Here is a 23445-nt window from a genome sequence, read left to right as displayed (position 1 = left end):
CACGGCTTTTATGCACCAGACAAAAATCACCCATTTTTGGCCGCTAAAAGGACAAAAATTCCCTGTTGACAGGGTCTACGGGAGGTCATCGGCGAGCCGGCTGGGGTGGGGCGGGAGCATCCTGGTCGGCGGGTCTTGGAGACTTTCTCCTGGGAGCGCCCTTGAAGGTCACGGCTCTTGTGGGGGTCTCACGATGCGGTACACCTTGTTTGGGTCCGGCTTTAGCCCGAAGGCGCGCATGAATGCGGCGTAGTCCTGTATGGGCGGGCGGACCGAGCGCAGCACCAGATCCTTCCATGCGAGCGGATGCTCATAAACGATGACGACGGAATAAATGATGGCAGATGGATCGGTCTCGTAATCGCCATTTTGGACCTCCATGACCCAGTTGCCAAAAGCAAAAGGCGCTTCCCAGGAGTCTGGCCCCATTCCGCTGCTGTGGGTCGGCTGACCGCAAAGGGCTCGCAGTTGAGAGGCAGCCATGCCGACCTGCACCTTGTTCCACTCTGGAGGGTACCCTGTGCGCAGATGCAGCAGGAACAGAAACACAAGCGAGAGGACGCCAAGTGCGTGCGCCAGCCAACGCCATGCGCGTGATGAAAGCGTCATGAAGGCTCCTTGCGGTTAGTCGCGATGACCTGAACCCCGGTAACGCCAAAAGGTTACGTGTCCCTCTTGCCCCTTGCGGAAACCCCAGTCGTTTTCAATGACTCGCCCGAAATCTGGTTCGTCGGGCAAGGCCGTCGTGACTGAAATCGTCTTGCCCTCGCCGCTCACGATGCCAACATGCTCCGCGCTCGCCGCGACATCGCCCGGCTGTGGCGTTTCGCCATCCCGCGTGCGCACCATCCCATATCCCGGCACCTTGCCCCTGTGCCAGTCGTTGGCCGAGGGCGGCTGGCCGCCGATGCGCCCGTCCGTCATGTCATGCAGCCTGTCGCTGGCTTCCGCGCCCAGCGTTCCTGCCCTGCCACCGACATTGGGCACCGGCGCGCCGGATTCATGCAGCTTGTCCGCCACAAAGACATTGCACTTGTTCACTTGGCGGCCGTCAGGTTGCGCCGGGTGCCACCTCTTGCTGCCTATTTCCGCCCGGGCGTTCCGCACGAGCTTTGTCGGCGAAAACTGCTTCTCCTTGAGACGCCAAGCCTCGTTGTCCGTGCCAGGCTTGCCCCCGCCACCCGTTTCGCCGTAGTAGCCTTGCCAGCCGTAAGGCTGCGGATGCCCGCCCGCGCCGGTCTTCGTGCCGCCGCCCCTGCTTCCGCCCGGTCTCAGGCTCATGCTGGCGGCTGCGTGCTTGCCGTCCTCGCTCACCCAAGCCCGAATGCGTTTGCCCGTGCTTTCCTGTTCCATAAATGACCTCCTTTGGTCTTTCAACGGAATATAGCACGGCTTTTATGCACCAGACAAAAATCACCCATTTTTGGCCGCTAAAAGGACAAAAATTCCCTGTTGACAGGGTCTACGGGAGGTCATCGGCGAGCCGGCTGGGGTGGGGCGGGAGCATCCTGGTCGGCGGGTCTTGGAGACTTTCTCCTGGGAGCGCCCTTGAAGGTCACGGCTCTTGTGGGGGTCTCACGATGCGGTACACCTTGTTTGGGTCCGGCTTTAGCCCGAAGGCGCGCATGAATGCGGCGTAGTCCTGTATGGGCGGGCGGACCGAGCGCAGCACCAGATCCTTCCATGCGAGCGGATGCTCATAAACGATGACGACGGAATAAATGATGGCAGATGGATCGGTCTCGTAATCGCCATTTTGGACCTCCATGACCCAGTTGCCAAAAGCAAAAGGCGCTTCCCAGGAGTCTGGCCCCATTCCGCTGCTGTGGGTCGGCTGACCGCAAAGGGCTCGCAGTTGAGAGGCAGCCATGCCGACCTGCACCTTGTTCCACTCTGGAGGGTACCCTGTGCGCAGATGCAGCAGGAACAGAAACACAAGCGAGAGGACGCCAAGTGCGTGCGCCAGCCAACGCCATGCGCGTGATGAAAGCGTCATGAAGGCTCCTTGCGGTTAGTCGCGATGACCTGAACCCCGGTAACGCCAAAAGGTTACGTGTCCCTCTTGCCCCTTGCGGAAACCCCAGTCGTTTTCAATGACTCGCCCGAAATCTGGTTCGTCGGGCAAGGCCGTCGTGACTGAAATCGTCTTGCCCTCGCCGCTCACGATGCCAACATGCTCCGCGCTCGCCGCGACATCGCCCGGCTGTGGCGTTTCGCCATCCCGCGTGCGCACCATCCCATATCCCGGCACCTTGCCCCTGTGCCAGTCGTTGGCCGAGGGCGGCTGGCCGCCGATGCGCCCGTCCGTCATGTCATGCAGCCTGTCGCTGGCTTCCGCGCCCAGCGTTCCTGCCCTGCCACCGACATTGGGCACCGGCGCGCCGGATTCATGCAGCTTGTCCGCCACAAAGACATTGCACTTGTTCACTTGGCGGCCGTCAGGTTGCGCCGGGTGCCACCTCTTGCTGCCTATTTCCGCCCGGGCGTTCCGCACGAGCTTTGTCGGCGAAAACTGCTTCTCCTTGAGACGCCAAGCCTCGTTGTCCGTGCCAGGCTTGCCCCCGCCACCCGTTTCGCCGTAGTAGCCTTGCCAGCCGTAAGGCTGCGGATGCCCGCCCGCGCCGGTCTTCGTGCCGCCGCCCCTGCTTCCGCCCGGTCTCAGGCTCATGCTGGCGGCTGCGTGCTTGCCGTCCTCGCTCACCCAAGCCCGAATGCGTTTGCCCGTGCTTTCCTGTTCCATAAATGACCTCCTTTGGTCTTTCAACGGAATATAGCACGGCTTTTATGCACCAGACAAAAATCACCCATTTTTGGCCGCTAAAAGGACAATAATTCCCTGTTGACAGGGTTTACAAGGAACCTCCGGCGCATGGGTGAAATGATTCCCCCGCCCCCTTCGGGGTTTCAGGGGTGTTGCGCTCATGTCCAGCCTTCAAGCCAGGGCCACTTCCGCCCGCTCCATGATTTCCCTGAACACGCCAAAAGTGAAAGGTTCCTGTTGACGGCTTTGCGTCGACAGGAACCTTTCACGTACTGGGGAGTCCAGAGGGCCTCAGGCCCTTTGGCGGGGAGCGGGCAACAATTATACTACCCAAAGAAAATAAAATTTCGTCAACAATCACTGAATGTTGTCGAAAATAGCCTCGCCAGGCGCTCACTGACCCCCTAAAAAGTCCTGGCGTCATGAAAAAACGCAGCGGTAGTGTGCTCTTATGAAAAATATACACCATCTCCCACCACAAGCGTCACAGGCATACGCGTATATCCGACTTTCGTCCCAGAGCCAAGCCTGGGGTGACGGCGAGCGGCGGCAGCACGAAGCTGCCATGAAGTTCGTCGATAGCCATGGCCTACAGTTCTCCGAACTGCTGCAGGACATCGGCGTGTCGGCATTTCGCGGCGACAATGCTCAAACCGGAGAACTCGGCCGCTTTGTCCAGCGCATCGAAAACGGTGAAATTCCGCCGGGCTCGGTGCTTGTCGCCGAATCCTTGGACCGTTTGACTCGCGACCGTGTGAACCAAGCCCTGCTGCTCCTTTTGAACATCACCCAGCACGGTGTCAGAATCGGGCTCACGGCGCAAAACACGATCCTGGACCTTGCGTCCTACGCAGCGTTCTTTCCCCTTCTGGCGGACATGATGCGCTCAAACAGTGAGAGCGAGCACAAGTCCATCCGTTCCAGCGCAAATTGGCATACGAAACGAAAGTTGGCCAAGAAGGGCGTCATCGCGACGAGCCAGTGTCCGAGATGGCTTGAAGTGAAGGACGGCAAGTTCCATGTGCTCGAGGAGCGCGCACAGCTTGTCCGCCGGGTCTTCGAGATGTACGTGGGAGGGTATGGGCGCGGCGTCATCGTCCGGACTTTGAGAAAGGAAGGCATCCAGGCGTGGAACACGCGCAAGCCCGTGTGGCACGAAAGCTACATCAATAAACTTCTGTGCAATCGGGCGGTTGTTGGAGAATATATCGCCGAGTTCAAGGACGAGGACGGTATCAAAAAGCAAGAAGTCATCACGGGCTACTACCCCGAGATCATTGACCCCGCGTTGTTCAAGCGCGTTCAGGACATGGCGTTCCTCCGTAAAAAAGGCCAGCGCGGACGGAAGGGCAAGAAGTTCGCCAACCTCTTCCAAAAGTTGGCTCGTTGCGCGGTCTGCGGCGGAACCATGGGCTATCACAACTCCACCGTGGATAAGACGAGAAAAAGCGGCCTCCGGCCATGGGCGCATTACCTCACCTGCAACTCTGCTCACGCGGGGCACGGCTGCTCGAACCACCGGTACATCAACTACCTGTATCTCGAGAATTTTGTGCTCTCAGGCGCACTCAATGACGTCGACATCGTCGCCGCCGTCGGCATCCACGCCGCCGCGTTGACACAGCACGCGAACCGCATTGCCGCCCTTGAGGCGCAGCTGGAGCATGTGGCCGTCTCGATCCAGAAGCTCATGGTGCTGATCAAAGACCATGCGCTTGCAGCCATGGAAGAGATTGCACAACAACTCACCGAGCTACAGCAAGAACGGCTCACCGCCTACGCCGAGTTGGCCAAGGCGCGCGCGGAAGCCACGGCAGCGCGGCAAGCGGCGGAAGACTCCACGCAATTCCGGGAGCGTTCGGACGCCGACACGCTTTCAGCCGACACTGGCCTACCTGCTTCCATCGACATGAGCAACGAAGCGGTATACGCGCGCCGGGCGCGCATTGCTATGCAGATGCGAAGCGTCATCGAAAGCGTGACGTGCGGCCAGGACCACACAGTCAAAATCGTCCTGAAAAGTGGCACGATGTACGAACTCGCCGACAAGGAATGGACGCGCATCGAACAAGGGCCGAAGGCGCCTTCCGGCAAACCGGTCATCGCGCGGTTCTTTGCTGGTCGGGCGGAGTGGAGGCTGGGGCAGGAAGAAGATCCGGCCCCAGCCAAGGAAGACGAGAGAAGCGCCGCGTAAGTTTAGCCGCCGGGCATTCGCCCGGCGGCTTTTTTACGGCATCGCCAAGAGTGGGATTTTAGCGCTCGTCACGGTTGGCAAAGAACTTTGCCACGGCATAGTCATCCGGCGGCACAGCCATCCCCTCCCGCGTGAGACCGTTGCGCCAGATTTTGCGGCCGGGGTAGCCCGTCGTTGGCGCGTAATCCCACGGCACGCCTGCACTATGCAGCAGCGGCTTCTTGGCGGCCTGGCGGATGAGTTCAGAAGTGACTGGAACGTATTTCCTGGGCTTGCTGACCCGCGCAATATCCTCCGCCATGCCCAAGGCCTCTTCCGAAATCGCGCCCGGTCGCCAGCCTGCGCCCCACGTTTGCACAAAGCGCTCTTCGGTGTCTTGGACAATGCTCGTTGGCATCACCCCCGCGAACACGACCCCTGCCTGTCGCACGAACGAGACGACTTCTGCTCCGCTGGGCCGCGCAAACTGCCCATTGGGCCACAGATGTCCCAGCTGCCGCCAGGGCGCCACAACCGGATCCTCTGTGGGCGCGAGAAACCCGCAAATGGGCAGCATCTGCACGGTCACGTTGCCCAACGCATCACCCCATCCGCCGATGAGTTCCACTGAGTCCATTGTCCCCAAGGAGTAGTAGGATGCGCTTTCGCTGCCACTCCGATAGTCCACCGCCGTCGGCAGATTGAGCACACGCCGCATAACGTGACTGCGAGGGTCCAGAAACTCAGCGTGCTCAATGAGCCCGCGCTGGACGGTCTTGATTTCGCGTATGCCAACACGAAACCCGTGACCTCGAGGGTCCAGGCAGCCTTCCAGCGCCACAGTCTCATCTTTGATGGAGACGACGAGTTGACGGGTTGAGACAACGCGGCAGGGCTTTCCGGTCCGGCGTGACAGGCCGGGCAGCACGATGGCTTTGCTGAGCGTGACAAGGGCATAAACGTGGATCATGGCGGCTCCTTTGGTGAAAGTGAAAGGGACCATGATCTCCCTTAAAATGACCTTAAAGTCTAGCCAGATAGATCCGATATAGTACCTCTTCGAGTGTCTGAAATGCTTGAGACTTCCCGGAGGTCATTTTAAAAGTTTCACCGGCTTGGGCAAGGCAACGCGAGGCTGGGCGCAGGACACAGCTCTCCGTCACTCCAAACCACAGTTTGAAGCTTGTGTTCCAGAAATATCGGCTTGCGAACAAGACGATTCATCGGAACATTATGAGGGGCTTGCCCAGCCTGCCGGAAAGGCTGGAGGTGGCAGGCCGGACTGCATTCCCGGCATGCGGCGCCAGCGCCTTCGCGGACGCAGCCGCACGAGACGCCGCGCCAATGCCTCAGGGCACGGGCAGCCTTTTCCCGATGGCGACGGCAACGGCGAATCGCAGGCGCGCCTTATCGGCAGCACGAAAAGAAGAGCCGCTCCTGCGGCCTGAAGGAGGAGAGCAGCGGCTATGGGAAGCCAGGAAAAGAGGTTGAGCAGGTGCGGCATCAGGCGGGCAGTGCGGCGCTTATGGCATGTCCCGGCCATCTGCGCCATCTTGGCCGAAGGCCTGCCACAGCTTGCGCAAATACGACGGCGACACGGGGATGCGGAGTTGCTGGGAGAAGTAGCGGGCGATGAGCCGGAAGCCGAGGCCCTGGCTGTGCAGTTCCTGGACCATGGCCCAGCGCAGCAGGACTTTTTCACGCAGGGGCGAGGGTCGTTCGCGTACAAGGTTATTGGCGCGGGACTCGCGCACGCGCTGGAAATCAGCGAACTGCTCCGGCCCGGCGGCGCGGTAACCTCTTCGGCGAATAGCGTCGAAGCCGAACCGCCGTATCTCAAGCAGCAAGGAGATGTAGGGAATGTTGTCAGCGTCCACGCCTGGAAGCCTGATCGATGCTGCGGTGATGGCTTGGGCGGCACTTGCGAGGATGCGAGCCCGGTCCGCCTCGGCGAGTCCCGCGAGCCAGCGCAGAGCGCGTTCACGCTCTTTGGCGGTATGCAGGCCGGAGGGATGTGCCGCAAGCTTGGCCATCAGAACCTCAAGTAGACGTCAACGCTGTCCATGCGGTTGTGCGCAATCTCATTGGCCACGGCCTGCTTTGCCGCCTCGTACGACAATCCGGTCTCGGTGGCCTCACGCATGCGGGTCTGTGCAAAGCTGTGTTTGAGCCCATGGGTGCCCCGGCCTGGCGCGTATTGACCGGTGAGGCGCGCTGCAGTCTCCACAGCGCGTAGAAATGACCGGTAGCCCGAGGCCAGCTGGCCGTGCTCCTGGATGTGATCCGCCAATGCTTGATACGTGGCGGCACCCACGTAGTGTTCGGTCTGCTTGCCCCCCTTCTCGATGACCAGGATGCGGCCGGCGGCTTCGCCAGAAACCGGGTCGGCGCCCATGCCGAGCAGGTTCGCGACCGTAAGAGGATTGCTCCCGCGAGCTGGGGCGCCAACTCCTTCCGCGCGGCATCCCGTCTCGCCCATAAGCCGGGCTTGCAAGCGCAGCGCAGGATCGGAGATGGCGGCGTAGAGGCCGTCAGGGTCGGGATAAGCCCTGGTGGTGTATCCATTAGATCGTGGCGCCAGCTCCTCGCGCCAGCGCGCCTTCTCCTCTGCCAGAACCGTGCGGATGTCCGCAGCCGACTCACCGCCGTGGCGCTCAGCGTAGACGTCCAGCGCGTGAGAGAACTTCGTGAGCGCTGAGATTTCGCGCTCGATGGTCTGAAATGAACCCCCGGCGCTACGCAGCGCTTGTCCTCTACTGGCGATGTAGACGCGGGCGAGACCGAAGACGCGGCGCACGTCGCGAAGGTCGTGGAGCCCTGCGCGCTGAAGAAACTCGGCGAAGCTATGGATGTCGGGTCGGTACACGGTCCACGTGCCCAGCCCCCGGATAAAACGCCGGTCCACAGCTCCTTTCTTTTGCCCGATAGCGCGTATGCCGCCCAATAGCGCCTCCGCCTGCGAGTGCAGCGACTTTGGCCATCTGTTCGTTCCCATTCCCTTCGCCCTTCCGTTCTGCTCCGTTCCTGCCGCCTGGTTCGGTGAGTAGTGTGCTCTTTCAGCAGGCTGCGCCTGCGCGCCGAGCTTGTCGGCATCTGCGCTGGGGAACGTCCCCAGCGCCAGCGGTAGCAACTCCGCAGGTCCATGTTGCGCTGTATCTCCTTTTGCAGCGGGTTTGCGGACTGGACTGTCCGGTGGTTCTGCTCGCCCGAATGTGATCGGCACGAGCGTTTCAGGGCCTGTGGGGCGACTTCATGGTCGTCCCGAACACCGTTGGTGGGCACTTCAGCCTTCCCGTCTGGCAGGCGGCCGTTCACGAAGCACAAGGCTCCGAAGCCCAAAACAAAACCGAGTCACAGGATAGTCTGCGCCATGGCCAAGAATAAATGCAAGGGCAGGTGGGAGGGTATTTGTGCTCAGTGGGCAGAAATATTAGGCAGGAGACTTCGGAGGGGGCGAGGAGGGAACGCCCTGGGGGCCTGGAATGAAATCCTGTCCGGTTTTGTTGTCACGACGGGAGTGACAACAAAACCGGACGCCATCAGTGGCTTCGCGGACCAGATCGCATGGGAAGAGTGCGCGCCGCAGTGCGCGGTCAGGGTGCGCAGCCCAGTGTGCACGTGAAGAACAGGTTGTGCGCGCCCCACGCCGTCCAGGGCACGATACGGCGCGCAGCACCAGCGTCAAGCACGCGCGGACGCGCTTACGCTTGACGCCAGCGCTTGACGCGCCGTGAGCTGGTTGCGTGCGACGGCGAGGGGGAGCGACGTTTTCGCTCGGGCTCAGGGGTGCTTGCACTGACCTGCTCCCCGCGGGGGCTTGGATTGAAACACCAACGGGGTGGCCTCGGAAGTGTTGCCTGCGTGTCGAATGTCGGGACAGAATAGTGACAGCCGCAGGACGCCGAAACTCTTGTAAGTTATGCATATTGCAATACTGGAACGAGAATTGCGGACCTTTGTGGTAGGGTTTTGGGATCACGGCTCGCAATCCTGCCAGTTTCGCCCCGCAAGCAAGGAGGCACCATAATGGAACGTCTGTTTGGAGATCACATTCAGGTGATGGATAAAGTGCTGGACCTGCGTCTACAGCGTCAGAATGTTGTTATGAGCAACATCGCCAACGTGACCACGCGCAACTACAAACCCCGCAGCCTAGCCTTTGAGGAGGACCTGCAATCTGCGCTCAACCTGGACGCTCGCGGCAAGATGACCCGCACCGATGAGAGTCACCTGCCTTCGGAGTTCGACATCAACGGTTTCCAGGGTAAGGGTCTCACCGAATACAAACCCCGCGTTGTCTACGGTGAGGACGTGGTAGATCTGGACAAAGAGATGGCTACCATGGCCAAAAACACACTCATGTACAACGCCATCACCGACATCATCGCCAAGCAATTCTCTGGCATTCAAACCACGATCCAGGACGGGAGCAGATAGATAGTCTCATGAACACTCTCGGCATCAGCGTGACCTGCCTGTCCCTTTTCAGACCAGCGAAGATGAGGCTACCGCAGCAAGGCCGTGGGCGTTGCCTCCACGCAAGACCCCCTGGCAGAACATCTTGATCGGACTTAGGACGGTCAAGGGTTGTTGACGGAAACAATGTAACAAAGTAGATGAGCCAAATGTCAGAGCGAGCATGTCCACCACCGAAGATCCTTTGCATAATGCTCGTTGCTGCGCTGTTTCTTTCTGCCTCTTTTGGGGTTTTCCCTGGCCAGGATGAGGCTTCTGCCCCTCCTGTCGCTGAGCACAGTCACCAGGCTGACCTTATGCATAGCCACCTGGAACATCCAGATGGCACAGTCGAGTACCCCCAAGCATTTACCGCCAACGGGCAGGAACGTGGCCGATCCCTCGCAGATGGCTATGCTTTTGGTGTCCGCTCTCGCCACGGCTTACCCCTTGAACGCCCTCCCGAAGCCTCTCTTCTTTTTTCATAATGAAGATCGTTAGCGTTTAGCTAACTTTTCAACAAACAAACGCTTCCATGTCCGTTCTCCGCTCCAAGTGGGGGGAACTGGTGTATTCTCAAGCAGGCTTTGGTGATCAGCAATGCTGACCCTATGCCTGTTGGCACTGCTTTCTGCCTTCACGCTTAGCGTAACCGCTAGTGCCGCAGGGGAGCTTAGGAGTCGCCCCGTAGTCGAAGCACACAGGAGGCTGGTATTGATGATGGCGCACCTACGTGACCTCAGGATTGTTTGGAGCAGAAACAAGGGGCTAAAAGTCATTAGAGTAAGACTCGTCTCAGGGTGTACGGTGAGGGCCTTATGAAATTGCTCGTAAATACTCTGTCCTCGGCCCTCCTTTTCTACAGGCAGCCGGGACTCTTGCCTCAGACGCTGAATATCTTCGTCACCGCGCGCTGCAACGCTCGGTGCGAGTTCTGCCTGTACCGCCACGCCGTGGACAACCCCACCGCGCGCGAGGAAGAAATGCGCCTGGACGAATACGAGGGCCTGGCGCGCTCCTACGGTCCCCTGCACTACCTCGCCGTCTCAGGTGGGGAACCCTTCGTGCGGGAGGATCTGGCCGACATTATCCAGACCTTCATCGACCACTGCGGAGTGCGCGTAGTGGACATTCCCTCCAACTTCACTTTCACCAAGGCCATGGTGAAGGTCATGGACCGTCTCACCGCCGCTAACCCGGAAGTGGCCTTCGACCTTCAGATCTCCCTGGACGATCTTGGCGAGAGGCATAACGCCTCGCGCAAGGTGCCGGGGCTATTCGCCAAGGCCCAAAAGAGCTTCCTGGTCTTGGCCGCGCTGCGTGAGTTGCGGCCCAACCTGCGCATCAAGGGCAGCACCCTATACCTGCCCGCCAACGCTGAGCGCCTGGATGAGGTGCTTGTGGAGCTTGGCCACACCTTCGACTTTGACCGCATGAGCGTGTCTTACCCGCAGCAGTTGCTCCCCTCGGGCGGGGATGAAGCAGTGCGAGCGGATGCCGCCGCTTATGCCAAACGGGCGGCCAAAGCCTTGACTCTGGCCAGCCCATGCCGCCGCAGAACAGACCTGCATGTGGCCGGGATGCTGGCGGTGAAGGGCCTCTACAGACGGCTACTCCTGGATGCGGCCTCAGGAAACCGGAGCACCGGCAGCTATTGCGAGGCCGGGCGGCATGTGCTGGTCATCGACCAGGAGGGTCGGGTCTATCCCTGCGAGCCCCTCTGGCACTGCATCGGCAACCTGCGCGAGACGGGCGGGGATGTGCGGCCTATCTTGGCTGGACGAACCTACGCAGATTTCCGGGCCGCGCGGCTGGGGGCTGGCAAGTGCAACTGCACGTGGTCCTGCGCCATGCACACGGCCATCGCCGTCACACCTAGCATGTTGCCGGAGCTTGCTCTGCGCGGTCTGGGCATCCTGGGCAGACGCCTGATGGGGCTGTGATGCGGTCCTCCGCACCGCCGCTGAGCATTGTCATTGCCGTGACACGGCCACGCGCTTTGGAAGCCTGCCTGCGCGGGCTGGAGGAGCAGCGTGGTGAAGGTGCATTCGAAGTCATCGCCGTAGGTGACGTGGAGGATGTCAGCTTCAATCCTGCGCGCTATCTCCTGGCGCTCATTCCCTGCGGGCAGCTGCATGCCAACGTGCGCCGCAACATCGGCCTAGCCCGATCGCGGGGAGCGCTGGTGGCGTTTCTGGACGACGACACCATTCCTGACCCTCACTGGGTGGAGACGGCGGTGACCCTGGACCCCGAGGGGGCGATCATCCTTACCGGGCCGGAGCGCCCCGTGGCCACAGGGGAAAAGGCCCAGCTCATCTACGCGGTGTCACGCAGCAGGCTGGGCGCTGGCACTAAAGCCCACATCAACCTACGCCGTGAGCCTGTGGGCTGGTATCAGGTGCCGTTCTGCAACTGCGTCCTGCCGCGCCGGGTCATCGAGCTGGCGGGTCCCCCGGCCGAGGACATCCCATGGGACATGGATGACTTCGAGTTCTGCTTACGCGCCCGCGAGGTGGCGGACTTTGCCAATGAGCCGCGCTTGAGCCTGCGGCACGACCGCTACCCGGACTCGGTGTCAGACTATCTTCGCTACCGCTTCCGGTTGCGCCGCCGCACCGGAGAGAAGCTTATCTCTCATCCATGGCTGTACGGACGCATCCTGCCGGTGCTAGCCGTGGCGGCCTTCCCCTGGGCGGCCTTTCTACTCACGGTGCTGCTTTCCGGCCAGGCGCTGTTTTTCTGGTCCTTCATGGCAACGGTCTACAGCGTCGGCCTGCTGGGGCACATCCCAGCGGCTTTTGGTCACGGCGGCTGGAAGACGATCTTGCCATACCTGGGGATCATGGCTGCGCACCATGTCGTGACCTTTTCCGGCGTGTGCTTGGGCACACTTACGGGCCTACACCGTCATGGACTCAGTGGCGTGGTTGAATTGCTCCATCAGTTCGGAACTGCCGGCAGGGTAACGCTTGGGGGTGGCGCTCTGGCCGCGCTTGCGCTCTTGCTCGGCGCTTTCGGCTTGGGCCATTGGGAACTAGGCCCTCTTTCGGACAGCCTTGCCAAGCTTGTGCTCCATGACGTCTCCGCTGCCGGACTACTCGGCCTTGGAGTTGTCCTTACGCTCTTCTCGGAGAGTCTGTCGAAGCTCTGGCAGGGCCACGAAGATCTTTTTGTCGCCACATTGGTGATGCCATTGCTAGGCATAAGCCTGCTCTTCGTCCTCACTCACCACCCTGGAGACCACGCTATTTTTGCGCACACTTTCTCCTGGGGCGATTTATTGCGGCACAGCAACGTCGTGCTGGAACTGGCAGCGCTGGCAGGAACTCTTTCACTGTTCTTGCTTCTGCTGCGGCGTCGCGCCCAAGATTTCGCTTTGCGGATGATAGGCGTGAACACAAATGTGGTTGGGCTGTTTTCCCTACTCTCGGCACATGGATGACATTGATCTGGGCAGAGGGAGGCAGAGCGCCATAGGCGTTTTTAGGGTAGTTAAACCGTTGAGGCCGTGTCGTGACCTTTGCCTCTCCATGTGGTTTAGGCACGCCTCTCAGGAGGAGCCATGAAGACGAAGCATGTATTATTGACGCTAGCCATCTTCACCATCACCATCTCCCTAGCAGCCTACTGTGTTGCAGATGACGACTTTGAGCATCGTGGAAAGCGTGAACACTCAAAAGACGAAGATCACGGGGAGGAGAAGGAACATGACGGCAGACACAAGGGGCAAACCGCAGGAGACAACAGAGCCTACACCGCAGCCTGCGGCAGCTGCCATTGGGCTTATGCCCCGCAACTGCTCCCGAAGAAGTCCTGGTCAAACACCCTCGCATCCCTTGGCGACCATTTCGGCAGCGAGGTCGTGCTTTCAGAGCAGCAGAAAAAGGCCGTGTCCGACCACCTGCTTTCAGGCGCCGCAGATGTTTCCTCGTCAGAGCTTGGCAGGAAGGTGATGCGCAGCCTAGGCGGAGCCTCGCCGTCCAGGGTGGCGGAGGTGCCCTACATCCAGAGAAAGCACCGCGAACTCGCGCCGGAAGTCTTGGCCAGGAAAGGCGTGGGCGGGTTGGCGAATTGCATCGCCTGCCACCCCGGTGCGGCGAACCTGGATTTTGAAGATGACAGGGTCAGGATTCCAGCCAAATAGGCTTCACCCGTACAAGCTGACTTACTCGGAGGATAATTATGAATTGCCCGCATTGCAATGTGGCCCTCGTGATGACGGAACGCAGCGGCGTTGAGATCGACTACTGCCCCAAATGCCGGGGAGTCTGGCTCGACCGGGGCGAACTCGACAAGATCATTGAGAGGGCGACCGCCTTGACACCCACAGCCGCTCCGCAGCCTGTTGCCCAGCAAGCTTACGCGCCTCAGCAGCAGCCGGTATACCAACAGCCCCCTGTCCACCCCCAATTCGGCGGACACGACGGCCACCATGACAGCCACAAAAGCGACAAGCACGGCTATGGCCCTCACAAGAAAAAATCCATGCTCTCCGAGCTCTTCGACTTCTAGGCCAGGGACCAGCCGGGTGGCCAAGACCAGAACTGGGCCACCCGGCGCACCAACCGCAAACGCCTTCGGCGAGAGGATGACCATGCCCCCCCAGATATTTGACCCCGCGCAGGCCACCGGCCTCAGCGAAGCCGAGGCCACCCGACGCCAGCAGACCGAAGGCTTCAACGAGTTGCCGCAAGGGACCAGGCGCGGCGTGTTCGCCATCGCCCTGGAGGTCATGCGCGAGCCCATGTTCCTGCTGCTGGTAGCCTGCGGAAGTCTGTACCTGCTCATGGGCGAACTCTCAGACGCGCTCATGCTTTTGGGCTTCGTGTTCGTGGTCATGGGCATCACCATCGTGCAGGAGCGCCGCACCGAGCGGGCGCTGGACGCCCTGCGCGACCTTTCCAGCCCACGCGCCCTGGTGCTGCGAGACGGCCAGCAGCGGCGTATCGCCGGACGCGAGGTGGTCCGGGGCGACCTGCTCCTTCTGGCAGAGGGCGACCGCGTTCCGGCGGACGCCGTGTTGCGCCAGGCGCTCAACCTCTACGCCGATGAATCCCTGCTGACAGGCGAGTCTGTGCCGGTGCGCAAGGCCAGCTCCGAGACGGCCAGCCAGACCGGCAAGCCTGGCGGCGATGACCTGCCTGACGTCTTCTCAGGCTCGCTCATCACCAGGGGGCAAGGCCTGGCCGAGGTGGTGGGCACGGGCGCGCGCACGGAGCTTGGCAAAATCGGCAAGGCGCTTCAGACCATCGAGCAGGAGAAGACACCGCTTCAAGGCGAGACGGGCCGCATGGTCAAGCAGCTGGCCGCCATCGGCCTGGGCCTCTGCGTGGTGGTCATCGTGGCCTATGGCGTCTCGCGCGGGAACACAGCGCAAAGCTGGCTGCAGGGCATGCTTGCCGGCATCGCCATGGCCATGGCTGTCCTGCCGGAGGAGTTCCCTGTCATCCTGACCATTTTTCTTGCCTTGGGAGCTTGGCGCATTTCCCGCAGTCGCGTCCTCACACGGCGCATGCCCGCCATCGAGACCCTGGGCGCGGCCACGGTGCTCTGCACGGACAAGACCGGCACCCTCACCCTCAACCAGATGACCGTGCGCCAGCTCCACGCTGACGGCCAGACCTTTGTCGCCAGCCAAGGCGCAACGCTGCCAGAATGCTTCCATGCGCTGCTGGAGTATGGGGTGCTGGCGAGCAAAAAGGAGGTTTTCGACCCCATGGAGCGTGCCTTGCGGCAACTGGGCGACGAGCACCTGGGCAAGACGGAGCACTGGCATGAGCAATGGACAATGGTGCGCGACTATCCCCTTTCACCCGAGCTGCTGGCCCTGTCCCACGTTTGGCGTGCAGTGGATGGAGAGCGTTTCGTCGTGGCAGCCAAAGGCGCTCCAGAGGCCATTGCCGAGCTGTGCCACCTGGGGCCGGAGCCCATCGCAGCCATGGTCGCCCAGGTGGCCCGCATGGCCGGGCAAGGGCTGCGCGTGCTCGGCGTGGCGCGGGCCCATTGGCCCCAGGGTACTCTGCCGGGCGAGCAGCACGACTTCACCTTTGAGTTCCTCGGCCTCGTAGGACTCGAGGACCCTATCCGGCCCACCGTTCCGGCGACGGTCCAGGAGTGCTACACTGCTGGCATCCGGGTCATCATGATCACCGGGGACCACCCGGACACGGCCCGGAGCATCGCCAGGCAGATCGGGCTGCGCAACTCGGAGGGCGTCATCACCGGGCCAGAGCTGGACGTCATGAGCGACGAAGAGCTCACCCGGCGCATCCCGGACGTCGATGTCTTCGCCCGCGTGGTGCCGGAGCAGAAGCTGCGCCTGGTGAACGCGCTCAAGGCCAACGGCGAGATCGTGGCCATGACCGGGGACGGGGTCAACGACGCCCCGGCGCTCAAAGCCGCGCACATCGGCATCGCCATGGGCGGACGCGGCACGGACGTTGCGCGCGAGGCCTCGGCCCTGATCCTGCTGGACGACGACTTCTCCTCCATCGTCCAGGCCATCCGCCTGGGCCGACGCATCTACGACAACATCAAGAAGGCCGTGGGCTACACCCTGGCCGTCCATGTGCCCATCGCCGGGCTGTCCATGATCCCGGTCTTCTTCACCGACATGCCACTTTTGCTGTTGCCGGTGCACATCGTCTTTCTTGAACTCATCATCGACCCGGCCTGCTCCCTCATCTTCGAGGCCGAGAGCGCGGAAAAGGACATCATGCTCCGCCCCCCGCGCAAAGCCAACGAGCGGCTCTTCAACGCGCGGGTGCTGACTGTCAGCGTGCTGCAGGGAGGAGCTGTCCTGGCCGCGCTGCTGCTGATGTACTGGGTGGCAGGGGCCCTTGATCAGCCGCAAGAGGACGCACGGCGCTCCTTTGTCTTCGTCACCCTGGTGGCAGGTAATCTGGGGCTGATTTTGACCAACCGCTCCTGGGTCCGCAGCATGGCCGCCATGTTCCGGGAACCCAACTCCGCACTGTGGTGGGTGGTGGGCGGCGCGACGGTGATGCTGGGGCTGGTGCTCAATATTCCGGCGCTTCGCAGCCTGCTCCACTTGAGTGCGCTGCGGCCCATGGACCTCGGGCTCTGTGTGCTGGCTGGCGTAGCCAGCATTGGGTGGTTTGAGGGCTTCAAACTCTGGCGCGGGACACGGCAGCATGGGTGAGGACAGTCGCCAACCGGGCACCTGCCATATCCGTGATTTTGAGCAGGAAAGTAGCAATCTCCGCTTTGGAATCCGCTCAAGTGACGTTTACACCCGCTTGGCAGCCCTTGGCAGGAGACTCTGCTTATCGGCGCAACTGCTTATAATCACAACAAATTGGAGAGATGCATCATGAAACAGGGCCTGGGGATTGCTCTCATTTGCATGGCTATGGCGCTGTGTGGTTGCTCAAATGAAAAGGCACCGGAACAGCCGCAGAAGATTCCCAGCTTCACGCTTTCGCCGAGCGAGAAGGAGGCGCTGGTGGTTTATTACAAAGACCTGCTCAGTGCCGAAGGTCTGGCGGACAAAGCCGTCAAACTTGCGGAAGATGAAGTGATGAATGTTATCAAAGGGGGCGGGGGTTCTATTACCCTGGCGACCATCATAGACAAGGCGAAGAATGAATGCCTGCGCACCGTTGGATCCTTGGCCAAGGCAAGCGTTCCTGAGGCCTTGCCCCCTGAATTGAAGAGCTTACTGAGTGAGGGTAAAAATGATTTGGTTGCCGCCTATAAGGCGTACGCGGAATCATTTGAGGCCATCAACAACTTTGTCGCGGAGAAAAGTCCCATGGCCCTTCTTGAGTACCGGAAGAAGAATTCAGAAGCGCGGGAATTGTTTGGCAAAGCCACCGGCAAGTTGAATCAGATCATGGTGGCCTCAGGAGTATCCCAATAAGCCGCATCTGTGGCGCGCTCGGTGCGGCGGTGGAATTCGAGGCGAATTTGCCCAAAGCTCTCTGGACAACAGGACTCAGGTCAAAGCGAAGCGCTGACACTCAACTTCTGAGGGTGTTCGCACCGGGAAGGAGAGAGCAAGGAGCTAGGGCCTGTTTCCAAATTATCGCAGCCAGATCATGCATGATGCGATCGCGACCATAGCCAGGAAGGTTGCCGCCAGTTTCTCATAGCGTGTCGTGATGCATCGGAACTCTCTGATCTTGCAGAAGAAGCACTCGATCAAAAGCCCGACGTCTTTTCGGGCTCGCTCATCACAAAAGGGACAGGACCTAGCCGAGGTGGTGCCCACAGGCTTGCACACGGAGCTTGTTTCATCGACAGGCGCGGCATATCTCCAGGTTGCTGAAGTCCTCTGCAAAGTATTCGCGTATGAGGGTGGTGAAGCGCTCTGAGTTCCAGACCTCTGCGATGGAGCGATTACGGATGTTGCCCACCACAACAGACTGGCGCCAGTCGTGGCAGCAAAGGATCATGTCCCCATTCTCCACGATGTACGCCTGCTTGAGGAAGAGATCACAACCTCGCTTGAGGGCCGGGTCTCCGTCTCCGGGCCGGTTCCCGGCGACAACCTCGCCCGCGCGGTTGTCCATATGATGTATTTTGAAGACCACGCCACGAGGCTCCCAGTATTTTCGGGCGTAGTCCAACTCGGGCTCCACAATCCTTGTGTGCAGGGTGGTGATGACGACACGGGGCCTCTTCCCGCCTATGCGGTCCCGCAGGTCCAGGAAGGCATCGATGTTGCCCAGTGTTCTGTCCAAATCCAGGTCCATGCTGGCCCTGTAAGTTTCCGGCGAGTAACCATTGACGCTGAACCAAAGACTGTCCAGGCCGGAGGCCAAGATCTCTCGGCTCAACTCATGGGTCAAGAGGGCACCGTTGGAGTTGATCTTGGTTTTGGTGCCGGGCATCTTTTTCTTGGTGATATATGAAAGCATTCTGGGCATGCGCTCGTCTAGTAAGGGCTCATTGGTCAGGTAGGGGCTGATCCTGGTGATAAAATGTCGGGAACATTCGTCCACGATCTTGTAGAATATGGCGTCGTCCATGCGCCCGTGAGGCACCTCCCTGGGGGTCTGCCCGTGCGGGCAGAAGGCGCAGCGCGCGTTGCAAGCGGAGAGGGTCTGAAACTGCACCGCGCGGGGAAATGCAGGTCTAAAGCGCTTCCCGGTGCTGACCCATGCCCAGAGCTTTTTCAGGGCGCCATCCATGGGTTCAGGCATGAAATATTCGGCCATAAATCCTCCTTGAAGGGGCTAAGTTTGTTGGTATGGAGAAATAGATTAGCAGGTGGATGTGAGAGAAGTATTAATCGGGCGGGCATATTGTAAAAAACTGTAAACCCGCGAGGGGAAAGGGTGCAGCCTAGCCTCAAAAGGCATCGCGTAGCATCAGAAGGTCAGCGATGAAGAAAACCGTGCTCATCATCGACGACGACGAGAGGCTCAGGGATCTCCTGGATGAGTATCTCCGAGGGTATGGGTACGGCGTGTTGACTTTGCCCGACGGCCTAGCGGCGGTGGAGACCATCGTCTCCAGGCGACCGGATATCGTTGTGCTAGATGTGATGCTGCCAGTTCGGGACGGGTTAGATGTGCTGCGGGCCATACGTGCGGCCCTGCCAACGCCGGTCATCATGCTCACAGCCAAGGGTGAGGATGCCGACCGAATTGTAGGCTTGGAGCTTGGGGCCGACGACTATCTTTCCAAGCCTTTCAACCCGAGAGAATTGCTGGCCAGGATAAGGGCAGTGCTTCGCAGGGGTGTGGCCCCCTCAGCCCAATCCGCAGATGCCTCTTCCAACTCACAGCCTCAGCGCATCAGCATCGCCGACCTGACCCTCGACACGGGACGGCATACCCTGTGCGTGGGGCAGCATGAGTACTCGCTCTCAACCAACGAATACAAGATCCTTCACACCCTCATGCTTAACCCGGACAAGGTTCTCACTCGCGATGAGCTCATGAACCTGTCCCTGGGCAAGGACTATGAGGCCTTCGACAGGTCCATCGATGTCTACATGAGCAAGTTGCGCAGCCTGCTCAAACGGCACCCGGATCATGGAGATAGAATCAAAACTGTGTGGGGGACCGGCTATATGTTCGTCGGGGAGAGGCGATGATCAGAAGACTCTACATTAAAATCTTCCTCATGGTTCTGTTGGTCGTTCTGGTCACGGAGGTCATCGTCTTTGCCCTGTTCCGTTCTGTATCCGATATGGGGCAGCGCAGTCGGCGGGCCAACGGCCAGACGCTGGCCGCCGTGCGCTTGGTGGAAGACGCTTGGCGCATGGACGGGGGAAGGAGTGGCGAAGCGCTACGGGAAGTCGTAGACTTCCTGGGCAAGAGCTTCGATGCTGAGGTTTGGATTACTAGCTCAACGGGACTCGTCCTCGCCGGTCCACAGGGCCTGACCCTGGTAACGCCTGTCCCCGTTCGCCAACGGCCAGACCTTGGAGTGAAGAGGAATAACGACGGCACGCTCTATGCCAATGCCCCGGTGGTCTTGCCCGGCGGCAATGAGGTCCGACTGCACCTGCTCTACAGCGGTAAGGAGGAGCGTGAGCAAGAGTCCATATTTCTGCAGGGCCTGCTGCACATCTGCCTAGCCGTGGCTGTGCTTATCATCCCGGTGTCCTGGATAATCACCGGACCGCTCAAAAGGCTTAACGTGGCTGTGCTGCATTTTGCGGAAGGGAACCTGTCGGCTCGTGCCACAGAGACCGGGGCAGACGAGATAGGCACCTTGGCCCGCTCCTTTAATCACATGGCCGAAAGTCTGCAACGGATGTTACTGGCAGGAAGGGAACTCACAGCCAATGTTTCCCATGAGCTTCGAAGCCCCCTGGCTCGGTTGCGGATGTCCCTGGAGCTTGCCAGTGATGCATCGAGAAAACCGGAGCGAACGGCCCTCTCCAGGCATCTGGGCTGCATGGCCGAAGAGATTGAGCATATGGACGGCCTTATTGCGCGGATTCTGCTCATGTCCAAGATCAACCTGAGTCAGGATATTTCCTTTCGCAAGGGGCCAATAAACATAGCCGAATTGGCCAGTGCTGTGCTCGCCAGGCATCGACCAGCCATGGAAGCCAGAAGGCTTGTGCTGTCCATTTCGCTCCCCGGCCCTCTTACCATATACGCGGATGCGGAAAGTGTCACCGACGCCCTGGAAAACGTCTTTGGCAACGCGGCCAAGTTCACTCCGGGCGGGGGAACGGTCGCGGTGACTTTGCGCGACGAGGGATGTTGGGCTAGGCTCGATGTGTTCAACACGGCGGACGCGCTTGCCGAGGAAGAGTTGGAAAGAATTTTCCATCCTTTCCACAGAGGCGAGCGTAAATCAGCAGAAGGGGCTGGTCTGGGACTGACCATCGCCCGCAAAGCAATGGAGCGTAACGAGGGATGGATCAGCGCCTCAAACATGGATCAAGGGCTGAACTTCAGCATCCGCCTGTCGCTGTACGATCCGCGCGGGAGAGGGGAATAAACAATTGTTTGCCACACTCCAAAGTCAGTCCCGCGCGCGGTGGCTTGGTTATCTATGGACAGACGTTTGGGATCTCATCGGCGCGGGCGCCGATGAGACGGACCTGCGGCTCTGGCTTGATGGTGCGCGCTCGCGCAATGTCGCCGAAGAGGTTATCGGATTGGGCCGCTACGGGAAGACCTTGACCATCGTAACCTGCACAGACTCAGATGGGAATGGCGAAGACGAGGAAGAAGAGGATTCCTTGCGTGAAAGCTGGTCACTGCGTTTTCGTTAGCGCGAATCATCCAATTGGGGGAAAGCGCCGACCTGGATGAAAGTCAGCGCCACGCCATCCTGCTGCCAGCGGAGCTCGCCGACGGCGATACCCAACCTTCAAAAGAGGGTGACACATTTATTCTCTTGACCGGGGTCCAGGGGCAGCGCCCCTTGATCTCCCCGAAAAACCTGTCAACCAGCCATTTTTGTCCTTTTACCGGCCAAAACCATGCCATTTTTGTCCGGCCCCAAAACCCCGTGCTATGCTTGCGCAATTTGCGTTGGGCATGGTGCCCGGCGCGCAACCGCAAGGAGCACCCATGTCCCAGCCCTCGCACCTCTCCCTCAAACGCGACCAGCAAGGCCGCATCGCCGAACGCTCAGTTCGCCTTGGCGACAGTGTCGAGACCAGGCGCTACGCCTACGATTCGGCAGGACGTCTCGTCCGCGTCGCCGATGGCTCGGGCGGTCTGCTGGAGTCCTACCAGTACGACCACGAGGGCCTCCGCCTAACCGACATCAACCCGGCCCGCTTTCGCGGCGAACGGCGCTACAGCTACAGGCTGGGCGACCGGCTGGGGCAGGCGGGCAGCGTTCAATACGGCCACGACAAGGCGGGGTTCCGCAACCTGAAGTTCGAAGGCGACCGCGAGACGCACTACCACTATGAGCCCTCGGGGCTGCTGCTGCGCGTGGACCTGCCGGACGGGCGACGCATCGAGTACGCCCACGACGCCAAGGGCCTGCGCACGGAAAAGCGCGCGAATGGTCGCGTGGTGGAGGCCTATCGCTGGCTCGATCCTCTTCGCCTCTCGGAATTCCATGACGGTCGCGAGTGGTGGCGGCTGGCGTACCTTGAGGGCCGGACGCCCGTTGGCGTAACTAACGGCGACGATTCGTACTTTTTGCTTTGCGACCAGGTCGTGACGCCGCTGGCTCTTGCCACAACAGATGGTCATGTTGTACAGACGATGCAATACGACAGTTTCGGAAACCTGTTGCAGGTTCGGGGCGATGTGGTGCGCCTGCCCATCGGCTTCGCGGGCGGGCTCTTTGACGCCGATACCTGTTTGACCCGTTTCCCTTGGCGCGACTACGACGCCGACACCGGGCGATTCACCGCGCTCGACCCCATGGGCGCAAAAGGCGGCGACAGCGACTGGTACGGCTACTGCGTGGATGATCCGGTGAACCGGGTGGACGCGTGGGGACTGTTTGTGTTCAAGGAACGGCCCCTGGACAGTCCCTTTGGTTCTGTGCCCGAGATCAGCACGCCGTGGCTCGACAAGAACAACCTGGAACTCAAACACGTTCAGGGTTGGTTTGAGGACGGGACCGGCGAAAATATTGGCAAGTTCTCCGACGGCGTCCATGCAGACAAAAAGCATTCGGAAGGCGACTACAACCCCAGAAGCGAAAGCTTTCCAGATGACATCGCACGGGAGGCCTTGCGCCGCTGGCCGCCGGAAAACGATTCGCCATATTCCTGTACCAGCGACAACTGCCAGGATTGGGAAACGCAAATGCGGCAGCGCATGTACGAGATAGGGCGTGAACAACGCGGCTCAGCGCTTGATCCCAGATAGCGGCCAAGTCGACGTAGGTGATGACATGAAAAAACGAAATGGCAAAACGAGAAGGCCTCTGCTCGTTGCTTTTGGCGTGTTCACGGCGGCCATGCTCCTGGCTTGGCAGGTCAACGTGTATCCCCCTGTCTCCGCACTGCTGAACAGGCTCTTGCGCAGCGACATCTACGACGAGGTCTCGCACGGTCAGGAAATTGCGCTTTGGGAGAAAGGCGCCACGATCCGCGAACCGTTTACGGTGCCATTCGCCAACGAATTCGAACTGGCCATCCGGTACCATGGGAAATACCCACCGTTGTTCTTCCGTCCCAAGTGCGTCCTCGACATAGAGTACTACCAAGGCGACAGGCTGGTGCTCCGCAAGCGGTACGAAAACAACTTGCCGGAATCGCGAGACCAATCTGGAAAATCCTTGGGAGACTCGCTAGACTTCGTCTTGCTGCCGCAGCACATGGGCACGCGAGTCCATTCCGTCGTGGTCCGAGTTGTTGAGCCGGATGAACGGATGGCAGCATATAAGGGGCATATGAGGCTTGTGGTCCGGGGCAGTCCGTACTGGTAATTCTCTCCGATGGAGCTTCACGTCGCTGGACCAATGGGCGCAAAGGGCAGCGACCGCGACTGGTACGGCGACTCGCGTCGACGACCCGGTGAGCCGGGCGGATGCGTGGAAGGTTGAGGGAGAAAAAACGGGGCGGGGAGCGCACAAACTCCCCGCCCCGTCGTCGTTTTGGGACACGCCCGGTCGGGTGTTACATTTCTCCCCTTGACCGGGGTCC

21 protein-coding genes are annotated in these 23445 nt (G+C 60.3%); 13 read left to right on the top strand and 8 right to left on the bottom strand.

Translation table 11 applies throughout. The features are described 5' to 3' along the window. Positions 1 to 168: 168 nt before the first annotated feature. From RDU24_RS14485 to RDU24_RS14470, 4 genes are all read right to left on the bottom strand, one after another. Positions 169 to 609, bottom strand: coding sequence for a hypothetical protein (locus RDU24_RS14485; RefSeq protein ID WP_308736490.1), 441 nt, complete (start codon positions 607 to 609; stop codon positions 169 to 171). A gap of 15 nt (positions 610 to 624) precedes the next feature. Continuing rightward, positions 625 to 1353: a hypothetical protein gene (locus tag RDU24_RS14480; RefSeq protein WP_308736489.1), complete on the bottom strand. Its 729-nt coding sequence runs from the start codon at positions 1351 to 1353 to the stop codon at positions 625 to 627. Positions 1354 to 1555: 202 nt separating this feature from the next. Continuing rightward, positions 1556 to 1996: a hypothetical protein gene (locus tag RDU24_RS14475; protein ID WP_308736490.1), complete on the bottom strand. Its 441-nt coding sequence runs from the start codon at positions 1994 to 1996 to the stop codon at positions 1556 to 1558. Between the two features lie 15 nt (positions 1997 to 2011). Next, positions 2012 to 2740, bottom strand: a complete 729-nt coding sequence (locus RDU24_RS14470) for a hypothetical protein (RefSeq protein WP_308736489.1) — start codon at positions 2738 to 2740, stop codon at positions 2012 to 2014. 472 nt (positions 2741 to 3212) lie between these two features. Here RDU24_RS14470 and RDU24_RS14465 point away from each other — a divergent pair, with 472 nt between their 5' ends. Beyond that, complete coding sequence (locus RDU24_RS14465; protein ID WP_308736488.1) at positions 3213 to 4955, top strand: recombinase family protein; 1743 nt, start codon at positions 3213 to 3215, stop codon at positions 4953 to 4955. Positions 4956 to 5013: 58 nt separating this feature from the next. On the opposite strand, the gene RDU24_RS14460 is transcribed toward RDU24_RS14465, so the two are convergent. The 3 genes from RDU24_RS14460 to RDU24_RS14450 all read right to left on the bottom strand — a co-directional run bounded on the left by RDU24_RS14460 (position 5014) and on the right by RDU24_RS14450 (position 7878). Then, positions 5014 to 5904, bottom strand: coding sequence for a hypothetical protein (locus RDU24_RS14460; RefSeq protein ID WP_308736487.1), 891 nt, complete (start codon positions 5902 to 5904; stop codon positions 5014 to 5016). A 553-nt stretch (positions 5905 to 6457) separates the two neighbouring features. Beyond that, positions 6458 to 6967 carry a hypothetical protein gene (locus RDU24_RS14455; RefSeq protein WP_308736486.1) on the bottom strand — a complete coding sequence of 170 codons (510 nt, stop codon included), beginning with the start codon at positions 6965 to 6967 and terminating at the stop codon, positions 6458 to 6460. Beyond that, positions 6967 to 7878, bottom strand: a complete 912-nt coding sequence (locus RDU24_RS14450) for a hypothetical protein (protein WP_308736485.1) — start codon at positions 7876 to 7878, stop codon at positions 6967 to 6969. Before RDU24_RS14450 ends, RDU24_RS14455 begins: the two co-directional genes overlap by 1 nt. A gap of 1082 nt (positions 7879 to 8960) precedes the next feature. Here RDU24_RS14450 and flgB point away from each other — a divergent pair. The 7 genes from flgB to RDU24_RS14415 all read left to right on the top strand — a co-directional run bounded on the left by flgB (position 8961) and on the right by RDU24_RS14415 (position 17274). Continuing rightward, positions 8961 to 9371 (top strand): flagellar basal body rod protein FlgB, encoded by a 411-nt coding sequence (flgB, locus tag RDU24_RS14445; protein ID WP_308736484.1) that lies wholly within the window; start codon positions 8961 to 8963, stop codon positions 9369 to 9371. An 896-nt stretch (positions 9372 to 10267) separates the two neighbouring features. Next, positions 10268 to 11332 (top strand): radical SAM protein, encoded by a 1065-nt coding sequence (locus RDU24_RS14440; protein WP_308736483.1) that lies wholly within the window; start codon positions 10268 to 10270, stop codon positions 11330 to 11332. Further along, on the top strand, positions 11332 to 12834 hold the full coding sequence (locus RDU24_RS14435; protein WP_308736482.1) for a glycosyltransferase family 2 protein: 1503 nt from the start codon (positions 11332 to 11334) through the stop codon (positions 12832 to 12834). Before RDU24_RS14440 ends, RDU24_RS14435 begins: the two co-directional genes overlap by 1 nt. A 120-nt stretch (positions 12835 to 12954) precedes the next feature. Then, complete coding sequence (locus tag RDU24_RS14430) at positions 12955 to 13536, top strand: dihem cytochrome c (RefSeq protein WP_308736481.1); 582 nt, start codon at positions 12955 to 12957, stop codon at positions 13534 to 13536. A gap of 38 nt (positions 13537 to 13574) precedes the next feature. Continuing rightward, positions 13575 to 13904: a TFIIB-type zinc ribbon-containing protein gene (locus RDU24_RS14425; protein WP_308736480.1), complete on the top strand. Its 330-nt coding sequence runs from the start codon at positions 13575 to 13577 to the stop codon at positions 13902 to 13904. A gap of 82 nt (positions 13905 to 13986) precedes the next feature. Continuing rightward, positions 13987 to 16554 carry a cation-translocating P-type ATPase gene (locus tag RDU24_RS14420; protein ID WP_308736479.1) on the top strand — a complete coding sequence of 856 codons (2568 nt, stop codon included), beginning with the start codon at positions 13987 to 13989 and terminating at the stop codon, positions 16552 to 16554. 171 nt (positions 16555 to 16725) lie between these two features. After that, a complete protein-coding gene (locus RDU24_RS14415) occupies positions 16726 to 17274 on the top strand; it encodes a hypothetical protein (RefSeq protein WP_308736478.1) in 549 nt (182 codons plus the stop codon). 373 nt (positions 17275 to 17647) lie between these two features. Here the strand turns inward: RDU24_RS14415 and RDU24_RS14410 are convergent, their stop codons facing one another. Then, positions 17648 to 18574, bottom strand: a complete 927-nt coding sequence (locus RDU24_RS14410; RefSeq protein WP_308736477.1) for a radical SAM/SPASM domain-containing protein — start codon at positions 18572 to 18574, stop codon at positions 17648 to 17650. Positions 18575 to 18741: 167 nt separating this feature from the next. On the opposite strand from RDU24_RS14410, the gene RDU24_RS14405 reads away from it, so the two are divergent. From RDU24_RS14405 to RDU24_RS14385, 5 genes are all read left to right on the top strand, one after another. Then, positions 18742 to 19458 (top strand): response regulator, encoded by a 717-nt coding sequence (locus tag RDU24_RS14405; RefSeq protein ID WP_308736476.1) that lies wholly within the window; start codon positions 18742 to 18744, stop codon positions 19456 to 19458. Beyond that, positions 19455 to 20822 carry a HAMP domain-containing sensor histidine kinase gene (locus RDU24_RS14400; RefSeq protein WP_308736475.1) on the top strand — a complete coding sequence of 456 codons (1368 nt, stop codon included), beginning with the start codon at positions 19455 to 19457 and terminating at the stop codon, positions 20820 to 20822. Before RDU24_RS14405 ends, RDU24_RS14400 begins: the two co-directional genes overlap by 4 nt. Positions 20823 to 20826: 4 nt before the next feature. Then, the gene (locus RDU24_RS14395; RefSeq protein WP_308736474.1) at positions 20827 to 21099 is read left to right on the top strand and encodes a hypothetical protein; all 273 of its coding nucleotides are present in this window, start codon (positions 20827 to 20829) and stop codon (positions 21097 to 21099) included. Positions 21100 to 21400: 301 nt separating this feature from the next. Further along, the gene (locus RDU24_RS14390) at positions 21401 to 22666 is read left to right on the top strand and encodes an RHS repeat domain-containing protein (RefSeq protein ID WP_308736473.1); all 1266 of its coding nucleotides are present in this window, start codon (positions 21401 to 21403) and stop codon (positions 22664 to 22666) included. 25 nt (positions 22667 to 22691) lie between these two features. Then, positions 22692 to 23228 (top strand): hypothetical protein, encoded by a 537-nt coding sequence (locus RDU24_RS14385; RefSeq protein ID WP_308736472.1) that lies wholly within the window; start codon positions 22692 to 22694, stop codon positions 23226 to 23228. Positions 23229 to 23445: the final 217 nt, after the last annotated feature.

The sequence above is a fragment of the Humidesulfovibrio sp. genome, from assembly GCF_031082295.1.
Lineage (GTDB): Bacteria > Desulfobacterota > Desulfovibrionia > Desulfovibrionales > Desulfovibrionaceae > Humidesulfovibrio.
Note: the sequence above shows the minus strand (reverse complement) of the source record. Positions and strands in the feature narration are given on the sequence as shown.